Raw genomic sequence first — 18,643 nt, 5'->3', positions numbered from 1 at the left:
GAGTCTCTTGCTTCGAATCGTTTCCGCCAACCTCAATGGCATCCGCTCGGCGGACAAGAAGGGCTTTTTCGACTGGCTGGCCACCATCGACGCCGATTTCGTCTGCGTGCAGGAATTGAAGGCGCAGGCGGCCGACCTGTCCGAGCGCATGCGCGCGCCGGACGGCCTGACCGGCTATTTCCATTACGCCGAGAAGAAAGGCTACAGCGGCGTCGGCGTGTATGCCCGCCGCCAGCCGGACGCGGTGGTGGAGGGGCTGGGCGTGGACTGGATCGACGCCGAAGGCCGTTTCCTGCAGCTGGATTTCGGCAATCTGTCGGTGGTGTCGCTGTATCTGCCGTCCGGTTCCAGCAGCGACGAGCGCCAGCAGGTGAAGTTCGACTTCCTCGACGTGTTCATGCCGCACCTGGAACAGCTGCGCGCCGCCGGCCGCGACATCGTGATCTGCGGCGACTGGAACATCGCCCACAACGAGATCGACCTGAAAAACTGGAAGGGCAACCTGAAGAATTCCGGCTTCCTGCCGGAAGAGCGCGCCTGGATGACCGACCTGCTGGGCCGCGTCGGCTGGCGCGACGCCTGGCGCAATCTGTACCCGGACGCGCCTGGCTACACCTGGTGGAGCAACCGCGGCCAGGCCTACGCCAAGGATGTGGGCTGGCGCATCGATTACCATATCGTCACGCCGTCGCTGATGGAGCAGGCCGAGTCCGCCAGCATCTACAAGGACGAAAAGTTTTCCGACCACGCGCCCTTGATCGTCGATTACCGCCGGGAGCCGTGATGTGGGACGACGATGATGTCGCGCTGCTGACGGCGCCGGGCTGGGGCAATTCCGGCGACGCGCACTGGCAGAGCCGCTGGGAGCTGACCTATCCGCTGGCGCGCCGCGCGGAGCAGCGCGACTGGCTGTATCCGTCCCGCGACGAGTGGGTAGCCGGCCTGGCGGCGGCGGTGGCCGCCGCGCCCGGCAAGCTGGTGATCGCGGCCCACAGCCTGGGTTGCCATGCCGCGGCCGCCTGGCTGCTGCAAGCGTCGCTGCTGGAGCAGCGCCGGCTGAAGGGCATGTTGCTGGTGGCGCCGCCGGCGCTGCCGATCAGCGCGGACATCGCGCGCGCCAGCGGCGAACTGCCGGCGGGCGCGCCCTTGCCGGATTTCGCCGGTTTCGCGGCTGCCGACGCGCGGCGGCTGCCGGTTCCCGTCATCGTCGCCGCCAGCCAGGACGACCCGTTCTGCGATTTCGCCGTCGCCAAGCGAATGGCGGCGGATTGGGGCGCGGAGCTGTTCGACGCCGGCCGCTGCGGCCATATGGGCAGCCATGCCGGCCTGGGCAGCTGGCCGGCGGGCCAGCGGCTGCTGCAGCGGTTGATCCTGGGCTGATCCCGCCAGAGACGGGGGGTCAGCGTTCCACCGGCCGAGCCGGGTCGCTGCACCATTCGCTCCACGAGCCCGGATAGAGCCGGCTGCCGGCAAAGCCGGCGATCTCCATAGCCAGCAGATTCTGGCAGGCGGTGACGCCTGAGCCGCACTGGTGGACGATGGCGGCCGGATCGAAACCGGCGCCCAGCAGCGCTTCCCATTCCGCGCGCAGCTGTGCAGCCGGCTTGTAGCGCTGGCCGGCGTCCAGATTGTTCATGAAGAAGCGGTTGGCCGCGCCCGGAATGTGGCCGGCGACCGGATCTATCGTCTCGCCCACGCCGCGGAAGCGCTCGGCGCTGCGGGCGTCCACCACGGTGAAGTCCCGGCTTGCCAGATTGGCCTGCACCGCGCCGGCGTCCACCGCCTGCTGCAGCGGCGGGCGGATGGCGAAGCGGCAGGAGCGGCGCTGCGGTGTTTCGGCGTCCACCGCGCCGCCGCCGGCCTGCCAGGCGGCGAAGCCGCCATCCAATACCGCCACTTTCTCATGTCCCAGCCAGCGCAGCAGCCACCAGGCGCGCGCCGCGTACTGGCCGGCGCCGTCGTCGTAGGCCACCACCTGGGTGTCTTCGTCCACGCCTATCGCGCCCAGATCCACCGCCAGCCGCTGGCCATCCGGCAAGGGATGGCGGCCGTTGTGGCCGTTTTTGCTGCCGGACAGGTGGTAGTCCAGATGCAGGTAATGGGCGCCGGGAATGTGCGCGGCGGAGTAGGCGGCGTGGCCGTAGTCGGGCTGGTCCAGCTGGAAGCGGCAATCCAGCACCACCAGCCGTTCGGCCGGCAGGCCGGCCAACTGGGCGGGGGAAATCAGCGTGGTGTACATGGCGTGTCCGTATCGATGGGAGAGCGGCCAGCCTAGCCGCTGGAGCCGGGCGCTGGCAAGTGTGCTAGAACGTTAACATTGATCATTCAAGCGCGGACATTACGAAGGTATGCTTCACTCCGGCGCGCCATCGCGGCGGCCGACAATAATTCAAGACAATGCGTAAACGGGGAAACAATATGTTCAGTGCATTTACCATAGGCCAGCGCATCCTGCTGCTGGCCTGCAGCCTGTTGCTGGCGCTGTGCCTGGTGGGCGGCGGTGGCTGGTGGTCGCTCAACGGCATAGGCCGCGAACTGACGGTGCTGTTCGGCGAAAAGATCGCCTTCCGCCACCATCTGGACAGCATGCAGCGCAGCATGCTGCGCGTGCGCCAGGACGAGAAGAACATTTTCATCAGCATCGGCAATCCGGCGAATACCGACCAAAGCATCCAGACCAACAAGCAGCTGCTGGACAAGGAAATCGCATTGTTCAAGGACCTGGCCGGCCAGGCCAAGACGATGCCGATGGCGGCCGAGCACCAGGCGGAGTTCGATAGCATGGTGCAGGGCATAGACGGCTACCAGCAGGGCATGGAAAGCCTGTACCAGCGCATCGCCAAGGGCGAGATCACCGCGGCCAACGCCGGCGACGCCGCCATCATCCCGTTCAAACCCAAGCTGTACGCCGCGCGCGACGCGCTGAACAAGCTGACCGACCTGGCCGACCAGACCTCCAAGGAGTCCGAGGAGCAGATGGTGGCGACGATGGCGCGCACGATACAGGCGATGCTGGCGCTGGTGGTCTTCGCGCTGCTGCTGGGCGGCGGCCTGGCCTGGCTGATCTCGCGCTCCATCACCCGGCCGCTGGCAGCGATGCAGGAGCGGATGCGCCATGCGGCGGCCAATAACGACCTGACGGTGGAAATAGACCAGACCGGCCGCGACGAAGTCAGCGAGACCGGCCGCGCGCTGGCGCAATTGCTGGGCAATCTGCGCGCTTTCATCGAGCGCACGCGCGAGGACTCGGCCCAGGTCACCAGCACCGCCCGCTCGCTGTCTCAGGTGTCGCAGCGTATCGCCGACGCTTCGCGGGTGCAGACCGACGCCTCGTCGTCGACGGCGGCCTCGGTCGAGGAGATGACGGTCAGCATCAACCTGGTGGCCGACCACTCGAATGAAATGGCCGGCGAGGCGCAAAGCAGCATGCGCGAGGCGGTGAGCGGCAGCCAGGTGGCCGGAGAGGCGGCGCGCGAGATGCAGGAGATCGCGCGGGTGATAGGCGAATCGGAGGCGGTGATCGATACGCTGAACCAGCGTTCCGACGAAATCGGCAATATCGTCGAAGTGATCCACGACATCGCCGAGCAGACCAATCTGTTGGCGCTGAACGCGGCGATCGAGGCAGCGCGCGCCGGCGAGATGGGCCGCGGCTTCGCGGTGGTGGCCGACGAGGTCCGCAAGCTGGCCGAGCGCACCGCCCAGGCCACCGGCGAGATCTCGTCCAAGATCCAGGCGGTGCAGGGCGACACCACCACCGCGGTGGCCAGCATGCGCGAGGCCGCCCAGCGGGTGGGCAGCGGCGTGGCGCTCAGCGCCCAGGTCAGCGAGCGGCTGGCGCAGATACGCGAGCTGTCGTCGCGGCTGCTGGAGAAAACCAGCGAGATCGCCGCCGCGATGCGCGAGCAGAGCACCGCCAGCAACGACGCGGCCAAGAGCGTGGAGCGCATCGCCAGCATGGGCGCGGAAAACGGCCAGTCGGTGGAGGCGTCGTCCGACATGGCGCAGCAGCTGTCCCAGCTGGCGCACGGCCTGGATCAGGCTATCAGCCGCTTCCGCACCGCCTGACGGCGCTTAGCGCGCCAGCGCGGCGCGCAGCAAGCCGGCCAGGTTCGCCTGGCCATGGTCGGCGCCGTCGCGGCGCGGCGCGGCCCAGATCGGGCTGGGGAAGTGGGCGTCGTCCTCGAAGCGGGGAATCACGTGCCAGTGCAGGTGCGGCACCATATTGCCCAGGCTGGCCAGGTTGATCTTGGCCGGCCGCATCACCGCGCGCAGCGCCGCCTCCACCCGGTAGACCCAGTCCATCAGGTGGTCCCGCTCGGCCGGGGACAGATCGGTCATTTCGGCGACGTGGCCGCGCCAGATTACGCGGCAAAAGCCCGGATAGCCGGGCTCGTCCACCAGCAGCACGCGCAGCGCGTCGTCCTGGTGCAGCAGTTCGCCCTTGGCTTGTTCACATAGTTCGCAATGCATGGTCCGCCCCTGTTTTTTGAATAGACCTTTGATTTTACTCCCTGCGCCGCCGCCGGGGCAGCGGCGCGGCTCTGTTATACTCAAAGGGTCGGCGCGGCTAAAGCGCCATGCCGATGGGCAATTTCAACCATAACAGCCAGGAATCCACGTGAGTTTCGCCAACAGTCTTTTCGTCATCGCCCTTCTGATCGCGGCCAGCGCCTTTTTCTCGGTATCGGAAATCTCCCTGGCCGCCGCGCGCAAGATCAAGCTCAGGCAACTGGCGGACGAGGGCGTGGCCAGCGCCGAGCGGGTGCTGGAGCTGCAGCAGCAGCCCGGCCATTTCTTCACCGTGGTGCAGATCGGCCTCAACGCGGTGGCGATTCTGGCAGGTATCCTGGGCGAAGCCGCCTTCACCCCCTACTTCGCCACGCTGCTGCACATGGTGACGCCGGCGCAGTGGGTCGAGCACCTCAGTTTCATCCTGTCCTTCGTCACCGTCACCTCGCTGTTCGTGCTGTTCGCCGACCTGATGCCGAAGCGGCTGGGCATGGTGGCGCCGGAGCGCATCGCGCTGTTGGTGGTCGGGCCGATGCTGTTCTGCGTGCGGCTGTGCAGCCCGCTGGTGTGGCTGTTCAACGGCCTGGCCAATGTGTTCTTCCGCCTGTTCGGCGTGCCCACTGGCCGGCCGGACGACCTCACCTCCGCCGACATCGTGGCGATGATGGACGCCGGCGCCGAGGCCGGCGTGCTGCAGCAGCGCGAACATCATCTGATCGAAAACGTGTTCGAGCTGGAGAGCCGCACCGTGCCTTCGTCGATGACCGCGCGCGAAAGCATCATCTACTTCACGCTGCACGAGGACGAAGCCAGCATCAAGCAGAAGATCGCCGAACATCCGCATACCAAATTTCTGGTGTGCGACGGCGTGATCGACTCGGTGATCGGCTATGTCGACTCCAAGGACATCCTGATGCGGCTGATCAACCAGCAAAGCCTGTCGATGAAGCGCGAGCTGACGATACGCAATGTGCTGATCATTCCGGACTCGCTGACGCTGTCCGAGCTGCTGGAGCGCTTCAAGGCCTCGCGCGAGGATTTCGCGGTGGTGATGAACGAGTACGCGCTGGTGGTGGGGGTGATCACCCTCAACGACGTGATGAGCACGGTGATGGGCGACCTGGTCAGCCAGTTTCAGGAGGAGCAGATCGTCCAGCGCGACGAGCGCTCCTGGCTGGTGGACGGCGCGACGCCGGTGGAGGACGTGCTGCGCGCGCTGGACATCGAAGCCTTCCCCGACGACGAGAACTACGAGACCATCGCCGGCTTCATGATGTACATGCTGCGCAAGATTCCCAAGCGCACCGACAGCGTCGAGTTCGAGGGCTACAAGTTCGAGGTGGTGGACATCGACAACTACCGCATCGACCAGTTGCTGGTGACGCTGATTCCGCCGGCGCCGGCGGAAATCGAATCGGCGCGCTGACATTACGATTGGTTACACCCCCTTACACATGCCTCACAGACGGGCCATCGGCGGCCTGCCTAAGATGAATTCAAGGACGCGCCAAACAGCGCGCCAGACAGCAAAAACATCTCAGACACGGGAGCATGACCATGAAAAAACTGACCGCCCTCCTGCTGGCCGCCACCCTGGGCCTGGCCTCCGTCGCCACCTACGCCGCCGACGCGTCCGCTCCGGCTGCCAAGGCCGCCGCGCCGGCGCATCACAAGCATCACCATAAGAAACACCACGCCAAGAAGGCAAGCTCGGCTCCGGCCGCGCAAAAGGCCCAGGCCGCCAAGAAGCACGGCCATCATCACCATCATCACAAAAAACACCACCGCCACGTGAAGTAAGGCGGCTCTGCTGCCGGGTCGGTCCGGATGTGGAAAAAGGAGGCTGAGGCCTCCTTTTTTTATTGTCCGGCCGGAGGCGGGCAGGATGGTCTTTTTCTGTCATTATGGATTGTCAAAACCTGTACTAAATGACAGATGTTTAAATTTCCTCTTGTATTTTTCAGCAGAGATTTCGATTCTAAATACCAATGTAATACCACATGAGGCGCTCATGTCGGTGATTGCAGTGGCAAGAGCGAGCCCTCTGCCGTTATCCATCACAAGAGGAGAACCACCATGCTGCACTTCCCCCTGTCGCGCGTACTGCTGGCCGTCGGCACGGCCCTTGCGTTGACCCAGGCGGCGTACGCCGCGCCAAGCTGCTCGCCGTGGGCCAGCGGCCAGGTTTACAACGCCGGCGACTACGCCACCTACGGCGGCAAGACCTGGCGCGCCAGCTGGTGGACCCAGGGCGAAACGCCCGGCAGCAGCCAGTGGGGCGCCTGGCAGGAGCGTCCGGCCAGCGAGTGCACGCCCGGCGATCCGAGCCAGCCCGGCCAGCCCGGCAACGGCGTGCCGCCGGAACCGAAGCCGACGGTGGGCCGCAATGTCGGCTCCTACTTCACCCAGTGGGGCATCTACGACCGCAACTACAAGGTCAGCAACCTGGTGCAGGCCGGCGGCGACAAGCAGCTGACCTTCCTCAACTACGCGTTCGGCAACGTCTACGCCAACGGCCAGTGCGGCATGGTCACCAAGGCCGAGAGCGGCAACGGCGACGGCGGCGACGCCTGGGCCGACTACCAGCGTTCCTTCGCCGCCAACGAGTCGGTGGACGGCAAGGCCGACAACTGGAACGATCCGCTGCGCGGCAACTTCAACCAGCTGCGCAAGCTGAAGCTGGCCAATCCCTCGCTGAAAGTGCTGATCTCGCTGGGCGGTTGGACCTGGTCGAAGAACTTCGGCACCTTCGCCGCCACCGACGCTGGCCGCAAGGCGATGGTCAGCTCGTGCATCGACCTCTACATCAAGGGCAACCTGCCGGTGGGCGAAAGCGCCGGCGGACAGGGGGCGGCGCTGGGCGTGTTCGACGGCTTCGACATCGACTGGGAATACCCGGGCGGCGGCGGCCTGCCGACCAATAGCGTCGATCCCAACGACAAGCAGAACTACACGCTGCTGATGGCCGAATTCCGCAACCAGCTGAACGCGCTGTCCACCGCCAACAAGCGCCGCTACTACCTGACCGCCGCAATAGGCTCCGGCGTCGACAAGATCCGCAACACCGAGCCGGCCGCCTACAGCGCCTACCTCGACTGGATCAACGTGATGACCTACGACTTCCACGGCGGCTGGGAAGCCAAGGGCCCGACCAACTTCCAGTCCAACCTCTACCGCGATCCGGCGGCGCCGGTGACTGGCGACCAGGTCTACTACACCGTCGACGACGCGGTGAAGACCCTGGTGAACGCCGGCGTGCCGCGCGCCAAGATCAACGTCGGCCTGCCGTTCTACGGCCGCGGCTGGACAGGCGTGGCGGCGGGGGCCAAGGGCGACGGCCTGTACCAGGTGGCCACGGGCCCGGCCAAGGGCACTTACGAGCAGGGCATCGAGGACTACCGCGTGCTGGTGAACCGCAGCGCCAAACAGTTCAACAGCCCGATAGCCAAGCAGTTGTGGACCTACGACGGCAACGAGTTCTGGAGCTACGACGATCCGGCCACCATCCGCGGCAAGCTGGACTACGTGCGCTCGCAGCAGTTGGGCGGGGTGTTCAGCTGGTCGCTGGATGGCGACGACGCGCAGGCGACGTTGCTGAAGACCAGCGCGGAAGTGCGGCTGGACGCCGCCACCGCCGCCAAGCGCAAGGCGGCGGCCGCAGCGGCCAAGGCCAAAGCCGCCAAGAAGCAGTAAGCGGCAGACGGCAAAACGGCGGGGCCGCAGCCCCGCCGTTTTCATTGCGCCGTCTGGATCCGGTTTACAGTTCGGCGGCGGGCTTGACCAGCAGCGGCTGCGGCGTGGCGCTGGTGGCGCGCCAGGCGGCGGTGAAGTGGTCGACCACTTGCTCGCCGCTCAGCGCGAAGGCGCTGACGGTGGTGTGGCCGTCGGCGATCACAGTGGCCTGATAGCCGCGCGACACCGCGTTGCGCAGCGTGCTGTCGACGCAGAAATCGGTGGCGGCGCCGCCTATCCACAGCTTGCTGGCGCCGTGCGCCGACAGCAGCTGCGCCAGATCGGTCTCGCAGAAGCTGTCGCCGTAGCGCTTGTAGACGATGGGGTCGCCGTCCTGGCGGGCGAGGGCGGGATGCAGCTGCCAGGCGTCGGAGCCGCGCGGCAGGTCGTCTTCCTCGTGCTGGACGAAGATCACCGGCATGCCGCGCTGGCGGGCCTTGGCAATGGCCAGGTTGAGCTTGTCGAGCACGCTGTCGAGGCGGGCGGCGCGCAGTTCGCCTTCCACGACGCCGACTTGAACGTCGATGATCAGCAGGGCGGTATCGGACATCGGTTTTCTCCTGGGTGGGGGGCGGCGGTCCGCGGTCCGCGGTCGGCGTCGGCCGCGAATGCCATGTCAGGCCAAGGCTTCCGGGTTCAGCACATGGGAGGCGTCGCCCTCGAAGAAGCGGACAGCGTTGCGATGGGCGATCTCCAGGTACTGGCGGTAGCTGGCCTGCTCGGCGTAGCCCAGGTGCGGCGAGCACAGCACGTTGGGGCGCAGCAGCAGGGGGTGGCCTGGGTCGTAGATCGGTTCTTGCTCGAACACGTCCAGCGCGGCGAAGCCGGGCCGGCCGGCGTCCAGCGCCGCTTCCAGCGCGCCGGGCGCGATCAGTTCGGCGCGGCTGGTGTTGACCAGCAGCGCGTCCGGCTTCATCGCGGCCAGATCGGCCTGCGTCACACCGCCCGCGGTGGCGGGAACCAGCCGCTGATGCAGGCTGACGACATCGGCGGCGGCGAAAAAATCTGCGCGGCAGGCGGCGGCGCGGTAGCCCAGCTCCCGCGCTTCTGCGCGCGCGCGTTCGCTGCCCCATACCAACACGTCCATGCCGAAAGCTTGGCCATAGCCGGCCACCAGCTTGCCGATCTTGCCGAAACCCAGAATCCCCAGCGTTTGGCCGCGCACGGCCCGGCCTATCGGTCCCTGCCAATGGCCGGCGCGCAGGCTGTCCAGGTTTTCCGCCAGCCGGCGCCGCGCCGCCATGATCAGCAGCCAGGCCAGCTCGGCCGGCGCGTAGGGCGAGCCGCTGCCTTCCACCACCGCGACGCCGGCCGCGCTGCAGGCGGCGATATCGATATTGCGCGCCAGCTTGCCGGTCTGGCTCACCAGCTTGAGCTTGGGCATGCGCGCCAGCAGCGCCGCGTCCACCACCGTGCGCTCGCGTATCAGCAGCAGCCCCTGGGCTTGCGCCAGCAGCGCGTCGGCTTGCGGGTCGCGCGCGAGATCGCCCAGCGCGCGGCACGGGTAGTTCGGGTTCTGATGCAAGGCGGCGATCTGGCGGCTGGCCAGTTGGTAGTCGTCGGCTACCAGCAGGGATATGGCGGTCATGGCGGCTGGCATGCGGTAAAAGTCCGCATTATAACCCAGCGTCATCTTCCTGCGGAGGCTGCCTGCCCGGTCGCCGGGGCGGGAATGGCCTGGCAGACGCGGTTGCGGCCGGCCTGCTTGGCGGCGTACAGCGCCTGGTCGACGCGGTCGATGGCGGCTTCCAAGGTCTCCGGCGGCTGCCACAGGCCGATGCCCACGCTGATGGTGATGGTCAGCTTGTCCGGCGCGCCCTGCATGAGATGGCGCGCGACGATGCTGCGCAACCGTTCGGCCAGCGAGTCGTCCAGGCCGTGGCTGGCCACCAGCACCATGAATTCTTCGCCGCCCCAGCGTATCAGCAAATCGTTGCCGCGCAGCTGCGAACGCAGCAGCTCGGCGGTTTCCTGCAGCAGCCGGTCGCCCACCTGGTGGCCGTAGCGGTCGTTCGCCTGTTTGAAGTGGTCGATGTCCAGCATCAGCAGTTGCGGGATCGCGCCGATGCGCTGGCAATGGCGCAGCCAGCCGGGCAGCAGGTCGAGAAAGGCGAGGCGGTTCAGGCAGCCGGTCAGCTGGTCGGTGGTGGCCAGTTGGCGCAGCTTGCGCTGATGGCGCTGCAAGGTGGCCAGCACCGCCATCACCACCAGCAGCAGGATCGCGCTGTTGATCGCCAGATTGGCCAGCAATGAGGCGCGCAGCGGCTGCAGCGCGCGGCTTGCGTTCTGCTCCACCAGCAAATGCCAGCCCAGTTCCGGCAGGAAGCGGCTGGTCAGCAGGTAGCGGTTGCCGTCCAGGCTGTATTCCAGCCGCTGCGGCGCTTCCCGGCCGGACAATATCGCCGGGCTCAGCGCGGACAGGCCCGGCAGCTCCTGCAGCCGTTTGCCGCTTGGAAAGGCGCGCGAGCTGCTCAGCATGACCCGGCCGCCGCGGTCGATGAAGTAGATGCGGCGGCGGAAGCGCTGCTCGTGCGCGGCCAGTTGCCTGGCCAACTGATCCAGCGGCAGGCCGACGCCGATCACGCCCAGCAGGCGGCCCTGGTCGTCCAGCATCCGGTGGTTGATGAACATGGTGGCCTGGCCGCCATTGGTCATGTCGCGGTCCAGATTGATCTCATGGTCTTGCCGCATGCCGCGGCAGCGGAAATACCAGGCGTCGTGGGGGTTGGAGGCGGAGACGATCTTGTGGATGCCGCCGGCGTAGTAGTAGCGTCGGCTGCGCTCGGAAACCAGGAAGCTGCCGCTGATGCCGTTGCGGCCGTTGATCGCGCTCAGATAGCGGCTGGCGCGTTCGGGGCTGATCTCGCCGTTTTGCATCCAGTCGGCCAGAAAGGTATCGTGCGCCATCAGCGCGGCCACCGACAGCGGTCGCAGGATGCCCTGGTCTATCTGGGAAAAAATGGTATCTCCGGTCAGAGGCAGGCCTTGCTCGACGATGCTGCGGCGGATCTCGTCGCTGCTCTGCCGGTAGTACAGGCAGGCGTTGACGACGATGCCGCCCAGCAGCAGCAAGGTGACGATGATGACCAGGCGGTAGCGGGCGAGTGGGCCGGACACGCGCTTCCCTTCAGGGTGGAAATGGCGGATTGTCCTATGAAAATAGAATGCCGCGCGGCGCGCGGCAATGCCATCTCCGGATGGGACGGCCGGGAGGCTCAGCGAATGGGGATGTACAACTCGGTCAGCGAGTCCGGGTGGTCGGGCGCGAGGAAGCGCTGATCCATGTATTCGAACTCGATGCCGTCCATCGCCTCCAGGCCGGCCGCCGGCAGCCAGCTGCCGTGGATGGCGCGGAAGGTGTCGGGCAGGCCGGCCACCGGGCCGCGGTGCTGGAAGCGGGCGTAGCGCTGCGCCGGCAAGTCCACGGCGGCCATGCCGTCCGGGACGGGCGCATCCGGCGCGGTTTGCAATGCGGCCAGGTAGCGCCAGCTCCCATCGGGCAGAGGTTGGCACAGGCCGTAGCTGCTGCCGGGGCGGGCGTCGGCGATTTCATGCTCGAGCAGCAGGAAGCGGCCCCAGAGTTCGGGGATGCCGTCTTCGTCCTGCGGGCTCCAGGCGAGGCCGATGACGCGGAAGGCGGGGAGGGTGACGATGTCGGGGGTCTGCATGGCGGGAAGGCTCCAGTCGGCTTGGTTGAGGTAGCGCGCGATCTGCGCGATCTGCCCGCGCTTTTCCTCGATCTGCTGCTGCAGGCGGGCGGCATGGGCGCGCAATTGCTCGCGCAGCGCGCCGCCATCCCGCAGGCCGCCTTCCTGGCGCAGCCGGCGGATGTCTTCCAGCGACAAACCCAGCCGGCGCAGCCGGACGATCAGGCCCAGCTCCTCCACCTGCGCCGGCAGGTAGTAGCGGTAGCCGTTGTCCGCGCCGGTGAAGGCGGGGCAGAACAGGCCGATGCCGTCGTAGTGGCGCAGGGTCTTGGTGCTGAGGCCGTGGCAGCGGGCCAGTTGTCCGATGGTGAGCATGCGATGGTTTCGCGGGCAGATGCGGCCAGTCTGGACCTTGCCCTAGGGGAAAGGTCAAGACCGGCCATTTGCCGATGGGGATGGCTTGGCGGTTACAGCAGCACTCGCTCGATGCCGCCGTCGCGCGCCCGGGCCACGTATTCCGGCAGCCAGTTCTGCCCCAGCAGGTGCTTGGCGATTTCCACCACGATGTAGTCGGCCTCGGTGCCGGTGTCGTCGTTGTAGCGCGACAGGCCCTGCAGGCAGGACGGGCAGGAGGTGAGGATCTTCACCGGCTGGGCCGGCGGCCGGCCGCCGGTCAGCGCCTGCAGGTTCTTGTTGATCTCCTCCTCCTTGCGCGCGCGCACCTGGGTGGCGATGTCGGGCCGGCTGGCGGCGAAGGTGCCGGCCTCGCCGCAGCAGCGGTCGGACAGCGGCACGCCGCCGCCCATCAGCTCGTTGACCACTTTCAGCGGCTGGTGGGTCTTCATCGGCGTGTGGCAGGGGTCGTGGTACAGGTATTGCTGGCCGCTGATGCCGTCCAGCTTCACGCCTTTCTCCATCAGGAATTCGTGGATGTCGATCACGCGGCAGCCGGGGAAGATGTCCTCGAAGCGGTAGTGCGCCAGCTGGTCGAAGCAGGTGCCGCAGCTGACCACCACGGTCTTGATGTCCAGGTAGTTCAGCGTGTTGGCGACGCGGTGGAACAGCACCCGGTTCTCGGTGGTGATGGCGTCGCCCTTGTCCTGGTAGCCGGCGCTGGTCTGCGGATAGCCGCAGCACAGGTAGCCGGGCGGCAGCACCGTCTGCACGCCGACGTGCCACAGCATCGCCTGGGTGGCGAGGCCGACCTGGCTGAACAGCCGCTCCGAGCCGCAGCCGGGGAAGTAGAACACCGCTTCGGCGTCTTCGGCCAAGCGCGGGTTGCGGATCACCGGCACGATGTTGGCGTCCTCGACGTCCAGCAGCGCGCGCGCGGTCTTCTTCGGCAGGCCGCCCGGCATCGGCCGGTTGATGAAGTGGATCACCTGCTGCTTCACCGGCGCCGGGCCGACGGTGGACGGCGGCTGCTTTTTCTGCCCGCCGATCAGGCCCAGCCGCTTGCCGACGGCGTTGCCCAGCCGCTGGGCCTTGTAGCCGATGCCGACCAGGCCGCCGCGGATGGTCTTGATGGTGGCCGGGTCCTTGGCGGTGAGGAAGGCCATGCCCAGCGCGGTGCCGGGGTTGAAGGTTTTGTTGCCGGACTTGCGCAGGAAATTGCGCATCGCCACCGACACGTCGCCGAAGTCTATCTTCACCGGACAGGGTTTGACGCAGCGGTGGCACACCGTGCAGTGGTCGGCCACGTCGGACAGCTCTTCGAAGTGCTTGAGGCTGACGCCGCGGCGGGTCTGCTCCTCGTACAGGAAGGCTTCGGTCAGCAGGCCGACGCCGAGGATCTTGTTGCGCGGCGAATACAGCAGGTTGGCGCGCGGCACGTGGGTGGAGCACACCGGCTTGCACTTGCCGCAGCGCAGGCAGTCCTTGATCGAGTCGTTGATCGCGCCGATGTCCGACTGTTCCAGGATCAGCGATTCGGCGCCGAGCAAGGAAAACGACGGCGTGTAGGCCAGCGCCAGGTCCGCGCCCGGCAGCAGCTTGCCGCGGTTGAAGTGGCCGTTGGGGTCTACTTGCGCCTTGTAGTCGCGGAAAGGCTGGATTTCCGCTTCGGTGAGGAATTCCAGCTTGGTGATGCCGATGCCGTGCTCGCCGGAAATCACCCCGCCCAGCTCCCGCGCCAGCGCCATGATGCGCACCACCGCGCGGTGGGCGGTCTGCAGCATCTCGTAGTTGTCGGAGTTGACCGGGATGTTGGTGTGGACGTTGCCGTCGCCGGCGTGCATGTGCAGCGCGACGAACACCCGGCCGCGCAGCACGTGCTGCTGCAATTCGCCGATGGCGGCGCGGATGCCGGCGGCGGCGGTGCCGGAGAACAGCTGCTCCAGCTCGGCCAGCACTTCGCGCTTCCAGCTGACGCGCAGGACGAAGTCGCGCAGCGCGTGGAATACGGTGTCGGGCTGGGCGGCGGGGTCTTCGCGCGGGGCGTCCGGCCAACGGGCGGCGTAGTCGGGATAGGGCGCGTCCATGTGGTCGAGCAGCCACTGCCAGCGGTCGCGGCTGATCGCCAATAGCGACAGCGCGGCGGCGCGCCGATCGCCGATCAGCTCTTCCGACGGCAGGTTGGTGTCCATCTTGTCCACCGGCAGCCGGCCGTGGAAGTACTCGGTCAGCGTGTCCAGTAGCTCAATCTTGTTGGCGATCGACAGCTCGATGTTGATGCGCTCGATGCCGTCGCTGTAGTCGCCGAGGCGCGGCAGCGGGATCACCACGTCCTCGTTCACCTTGAAGGCGTTGGTGTGGCGGGCGATGGCGGCGGTGCGGCTGCGGTCCAGCCAGAAGGTCTTGCGCGCTTCCGGGGTCACCGCGATGAAGCCTTCGCCGTGGCGGGCGTTGGCGATGCGCACCACTTGGCTGGCGGCCTCGGCGGCGGCGTTCTCGTCGTCGGAGACGATGTCGGCGATCAGCACCATCTTCGGCCGGCCGCGGCTCTTGGCCTTGGTGGCGTAGCCGACCGCGCGCACGTAGCGCCAGTCCAGATGCTCCAGGCCGGCCAGCCGGACGCCGGCGGCCAGGCAGGCGCCGCCCGGCTGGAACAAGTCGGTGATCTCGACGATGGCCGGCGTGGCCTCGGCGACGGTGCCGAAGAATTCCAGGCAGACGGTGCGGGTATGTTGCGGCATCTTGTGCAGCACGAAGCGGGCGCTGGTGATGATGCCGTCGCAGCCTTCCTTCTGCACGCCGGGCAGGCCGGCCAGGAATTTGTCGGTGACGTCTTTGCCCAGGCCCACTTTGCGGAAGGCCTGGCCGGGAATCGCCAGCTCGCGGCTGGACACCGCGGTCCTGCCGTCGTCGGCCAGCCGCGACACGCGGAAGCGCGCCTCGGCCACGTCGTGGATCTTGCCGTAGTTGTGGCCGATACGCTCCACCAGCAGCCAGTGGCCGTCCGGATCCACCATTTTCCAACTGGCCAGGTTGTCCAGCGTGGTGCCCCACAGCACCGCCTTCTTGCCGCCGGCGTTCATCGCGATGTTGCCGCCGATACAGGAGGCTTCGGCCGAGGTCGGGTCCACCGCGAACACCAGGCCGGCGGCGGCGGCGGCTTCGGAGACGCGGGCGGTCACCACGCCGGCGCCGCATTGTATCGTCGCCTGCGGGCCGGACAAGCCGGGCAGCTCGATATGCTCTATGCCCAGGTGGCGGTCCAGCTTTTCGGTGTTGATCACCGCGCTCATCCGGTCCAGCGGCACCGCGCCGCCGGTGTAGCCGGTGCCGCCGCCGCGCGGGATGATGGTGAGGCCCAGCTCGATGCAGGCGCGCACCAGCGGCGCCATTTCCGCCTCGCTGTCCGGGCTCAGCACCACGAACGGGTATTCGACGCGCCAGTCAGTGGCGTCGGTGACGTGGGCGACGCGCGACAGGCCGTCGAACAGGATGTTGTCGCGGCGGGTCAGCCGGGTCAGCTTCTTCAACACCCGGGCGCGCAGCTCGCGGGTTTCATCGAACTGGCGGGCGAACTGTTCCACCGCCTGGCGGGCCGAAGCGATCATCTCGCCGACGCGGCCGTTGCCGTCGCGGCGCTTTTCCACTTCGTTCAGGCGGTGGCGCATCGCCTCCACCAGCGCGGACAGCCGCTTGGGGTTGTCCAGCAGGTCGTCCACCAGGTAGGGGTTGCGGTCCACCACCCAGATGTCGCCCAGCACCTCGAACAGCATCCGCGCCGAGCGGCCGGTCTTGCGCTCGCCGCGCAATGCATCCAGCAATTTCCACATCGGCTCGCCCAGCAGGCGGATCACGATTTCACGGTCGGAATACGAGGTGTAGTTGTACGGGATCTCCCGCAGGCGCTGTTCGCTGGTGATGGCTGTCATTTGTCCGCAAGCTTTGATTTATTAGAGGAATGCCTGCCAGTGTAGCCCAATGTTGCGGCGCGAAAAACCCATCCCGGATGGGGTCTTGCTTCTTGATTTGAAGAATTTTCGTGTGAATGGATATTGTTGGACAGCCTGGCGGCGGGCGCCGCCGGGCCGGGGCTCAGCGCGCGGCCAGCTGGGCGGCCAGTTGCACCGCCTCCACCAGGCTGCCGGGATCGGCGCGGCCGCTGCCGGCCAGGTCCAGCGCGGTGCCGTGATCGACCGAGGTGCGGATGATGGGCAGGCCCAGCGTGATGTTGATGCCGGCGCCGAAGCTGGCGTGCTTCAAAACCGGCAGGCCCTGGTCGTGGTACATCGCCAAGACCGCATCGGCCTGGGCCAGCTTGTCGGGATTGAACAGGGTGTCGGCCGGCAAGGGGCCGATCAGCTCGATGCCTTCGGCGCGCAGCGCTTGCAGCGCCGGCTCGATGACGTCGATTTCCTCGCGCCCCATGTGGCCGCTCTCGCCGGCGTGCGGATTGAGGCCGGCCACCAGGATGCGCGGCGCGGCGATGCCGAATTTGCGCTTCAGGTCGGCGTGCAGGATGCGGATCACTTCGAACAGCAACGGCGCGGTGATGGCGTCGGCCACCGCGCGCAGCGGCAGGTGGGTGGTGGCCAGCGCGACGCGCATGCCGCCGCCGGCCAGCATCATCACCACTTTTTTCGTGGCGGTGCGCTCGGCCAGGTATTCGGTATGGCCGGAAAACGGCACGCCGGCCTCGTTGATCACGCCCTTGTGCACCGGCGCGGTCACCATCGCGGCGAATTCGCCGGCCAGGCAGCCGTCTATCGCCGCGTTCAGCGTATCCAGCACGTAGCGGCCGTTGGCCGGGTCCAGCCGGCCCGGCGCGGCCGGCGCCGCCAGCGGCACGTGCAGCACTTCCAGCGCGCCGGCGGGGCCGATCTGGCCGGCGCGGTAGTCGGCCAGGCTGACATCCAGGCCGAGCAGGCCGGCGCGCTGGGCCAGCAGGCCGCGGTCGGCGATGACGACGCAGCGCCGCTCGGGCAGCAAGCGCGGCAGTTGCAGCGCGAGGTCGGGACCGATGCCGGCGGGCTCGCCGGCGGTCACGGCCAGGATGGGCCGGGCCGTCGGCATCACTTGTCGTCCAGGTGTTCTTCGACGAAGGCGGAATCGCGCAGCTGGCGCACCCAGTCGGCGTAAGCCTGCTCCATCTTGCGGGCGCGGATCTGCTGTTTGATCGCCATCTTCTCGTGGTCGCTGGAAACGTCCTGGTTGCGCTTGCCTTCCACCAGGATCAGGTGCCAGCCGAACGGCGAGCGCACCGGCTGCGACACTTGGCCGACCGGCAAGGCCACCATCGCCTTCTCGAAGTCGGGCACCAGGTCGCCCAGGCTGACCCAGCCCAGGTCGCCGCCCTTGGCGTTGCTGCCGTCTTCCGAGTACAGCTTGGCCATGTCGGCGAACTTGGCGCCGCGCATGATGCGGTCGCGCACCTGGTCGATGCGGGCCTTGGCGTCGGCTTCGGACACCGCTTCATTGGTGCGGATCAGGATGTGCCGGGCATGGTATTGCTCGATCAGCATCGGCGCGCCGCCGGCGCGCTTCTCCTGCAGCTGGAAGATGAAGAAGCCTTGCTGGGTGCGGATCACGTCGGTGTGGGCGCCGGTTTTCAGCTGCTCCAGGATCTGCACGAACTCCACCGGCAGCGAGGTGGCGCTGCGCCAGCCCATGTCGCCGCCCTTGAGCGCGTTGGGCGCGTCGGAGTAGGCGGCGGAAACCTTGGCGAACGGCTGGCCGGCGTCCAGATCGGCCAGCGCCTTGTGCACCTTCTGCGACAGCGCGTCGATCTGCTTGGCGTCGGCGCGTTCGGGCACGCCGACCAGGATGCTGGCCAGATGGTATTCGGTGCGGTTGGCGCTTTGCGCGCTCTTCAGCACCTGGTCCACCTCGCTGTCGCTGACCATCACCCGCGAGCCCACTTCGCTGTCGCGCAGGCGCGAGATGGTCAGCTCGCGGCGGATGTCGCCGCGCAGGCGATCCATCGTGATGCCGTCCTTGGCCAACTGCGCCTTCATGCCGGCCTCGCTCAGCTTGTTCTGCTTGGCCAGATTGGCCACCGCTTGATCGACCGCCGCGTCGTCGATGCGCAGGCCGCCGCTGGCGGCGTATTGCAGCTGCACTTCCTCGGTGATCATCTGCTCCAGCACCTGGTGCTCCAGCACGTCGCGGGCGGGCGGCGCCACTTTCTGCGCCTCCAGCTGCTTGATGGCCTCGTCGACGCGCGCCTTCAGCTCCTGCCAGGTGATCACGTTCTTGTTGACCACGGCGACGATGCGATCCACTTCGCGTACCGGGGTGGCGGGAGCGGCCAGCGCGGCTTGCATGGCGCTGGCGAACAACAGGGCAAGCAGGGTCTTTTTCAT

General features: G+C 67.2%; 15 protein-coding genes. 6 read left to right on the top strand and 9 right to left on the bottom strand.

Going from position 1 to position 18,643, the window contains the following annotated elements; translation table 11 throughout:
* Positions 1-7 precede the first annotated feature (7 nt).
* Positions 8-784, top strand: a complete 777-nt coding sequence (locus tag U6115_RS21920) for an exodeoxyribonuclease III (RefSeq protein WP_043571939.1) — start codon at positions 8-10, stop codon at positions 782-784.
* A complete protein-coding gene (locus tag U6115_RS21915) occupies positions 784-1,380 on the top strand; it encodes an alpha/beta hydrolase (RefSeq protein ID WP_043571941.1) in 597 nt (198 codons plus the stop codon). Before U6115_RS21920 ends, U6115_RS21915 begins: the two co-directional genes overlap by 1 nt.
* Positions 1,381-1,399: 19 nt before the next feature.
* Here U6115_RS21915 and U6115_RS21910 read toward each other — a convergent pair whose 3' ends face one another.
* Positions 1,400-2,239 carry a sulfurtransferase gene (locus tag U6115_RS21910; RefSeq protein WP_043571943.1) on the bottom strand — a complete coding sequence of 280 codons (840 nt, stop codon included), beginning with the start codon at positions 2,237-2,239 and terminating at the stop codon, positions 1,400-1,402.
* A 179-nt stretch (positions 2,240-2,418) separates the two neighbouring features.
* Here U6115_RS21910 and U6115_RS21905 point away from each other — a divergent pair, with 179 nt between their 5' ends.
* Complete coding sequence (locus U6115_RS21905) at positions 2,419-4,068, top strand: methyl-accepting chemotaxis protein (RefSeq protein WP_052257892.1); 1,650 nt, start codon at positions 2,419-2,421, stop codon at positions 4,066-4,068.
* A 6-nt stretch (positions 4,069-4,074) separates the two neighbouring features.
* Here the strand turns inward: U6115_RS21905 and U6115_RS21900 are convergent, their stop codons facing one another.
* Complete coding sequence (locus U6115_RS21900) at positions 4,075-4,473, bottom strand: HIT family protein (protein WP_043571945.1); 399 nt, start codon at positions 4,471-4,473, stop codon at positions 4,075-4,077.
* Between the two features lie 148 nt (positions 4,474-4,621).
* On the opposite strand from U6115_RS21900, the gene paeA reads away from it, so the two are divergent.
* The 3 genes from paeA (at position 4,622) to U6115_RS21885 (ending at position 8,205) form a co-directional block, all read left to right on the top strand.
* Positions 4,622-5,938, top strand: coding sequence for a polyamine export protein PaeA (paeA, locus tag U6115_RS21895; protein ID WP_043571947.1), 1,317 nt, complete (start codon positions 4,622-4,624; stop codon positions 5,936-5,938).
* A 131-nt stretch (positions 5,939-6,069) separates the two neighbouring features.
* Positions 6,070-6,312 (top strand): hypothetical protein, encoded by a 243-nt coding sequence (locus tag U6115_RS21890; RefSeq protein ID WP_043572005.1) that lies wholly within the window; start codon positions 6,070-6,072, stop codon positions 6,310-6,312.
* Between the two features lie 276 nt (positions 6,313-6,588).
* Positions 6,589-8,205, top strand: coding sequence for a glycosyl hydrolase family 18 protein (locus tag U6115_RS21885; RefSeq protein WP_043571949.1), 1,617 nt, complete (start codon positions 6,589-6,591; stop codon positions 8,203-8,205).
* A gap of 64 nt (positions 8,206-8,269) precedes the next feature.
* On the opposite strand, the gene U6115_RS21880 is transcribed toward U6115_RS21885, so the two are convergent.
* The 7 genes from U6115_RS21880 to U6115_RS21850 form a co-directional block, all read right to left on the bottom strand.
* The gene (locus tag U6115_RS21880) at positions 8,270-8,794 is read right to left on the bottom strand and encodes a cysteine hydrolase family protein (RefSeq protein ID WP_047236200.1); all 525 of its coding nucleotides are present in this window, start codon (positions 8,792-8,794) and stop codon (positions 8,270-8,272) included.
* 66 nt (positions 8,795-8,860) lie between these two features.
* On the bottom strand, positions 8,861-9,832 hold the full coding sequence (locus U6115_RS21875) for a D-2-hydroxyacid dehydrogenase family protein (protein WP_043579654.1): 972 nt from the start codon (positions 9,830-9,832) through the stop codon (positions 8,861-8,863).
* Between the two features lie 41 nt (positions 9,833-9,873).
* Positions 9,874-11,361 carry a sensor domain-containing diguanylate cyclase gene (locus U6115_RS21870; RefSeq protein ID WP_052258329.1) on the bottom strand — a complete coding sequence of 496 codons (1,488 nt, stop codon included), beginning with the start codon at positions 11,359-11,361 and terminating at the stop codon, positions 9,874-9,876.
* A gap of 98 nt (positions 11,362-11,459) precedes the next feature.
* Positions 11,460-12,266, bottom strand: a complete 807-nt coding sequence (locus tag U6115_RS21865; protein WP_043579640.1) for a MerR family transcriptional regulator — start codon at positions 12,264-12,266, stop codon at positions 11,460-11,462.
* A 92-nt stretch (positions 12,267-12,358) separates the two neighbouring features.
* Positions 12,359-16,213 (bottom strand): DUF3683 domain-containing protein, encoded by a 3,855-nt coding sequence (locus tag U6115_RS21860; RefSeq protein ID WP_043579638.1) that lies wholly within the window; start codon positions 16,211-16,213, stop codon positions 12,359-12,361.
* 163 nt (positions 16,214-16,376) lie between these two features.
* Complete coding sequence (gene pdxA, locus U6115_RS21855) at positions 16,377-17,354, bottom strand: 4-hydroxythreonine-4-phosphate dehydrogenase PdxA (protein ID WP_043579636.1); 978 nt, start codon at positions 17,352-17,354, stop codon at positions 16,377-16,379.
* Positions 17,354-18,643: a peptidylprolyl isomerase gene (locus tag U6115_RS21850; RefSeq protein ID WP_172670347.1), complete on the bottom strand. Its 1,290-nt coding sequence runs from the start codon at positions 18,641-18,643 to the stop codon at positions 17,354-17,356. The genes pdxA and U6115_RS21850 overlap by 1 nt, the downstream gene beginning before the upstream one ends.

It is taken from the genome of Chromobacterium subtsugae, from assembly GCF_035919665.1.
Lineage (GTDB): Bacteria > Pseudomonadota > Gammaproteobacteria > Burkholderiales > Chromobacteriaceae > Chromobacterium > Chromobacterium subtsugae.
The sequence above is the reverse complement of the archived record's forward strand: the minus strand, read 5'-3'. Positions and strand labels throughout refer to the sequence as shown.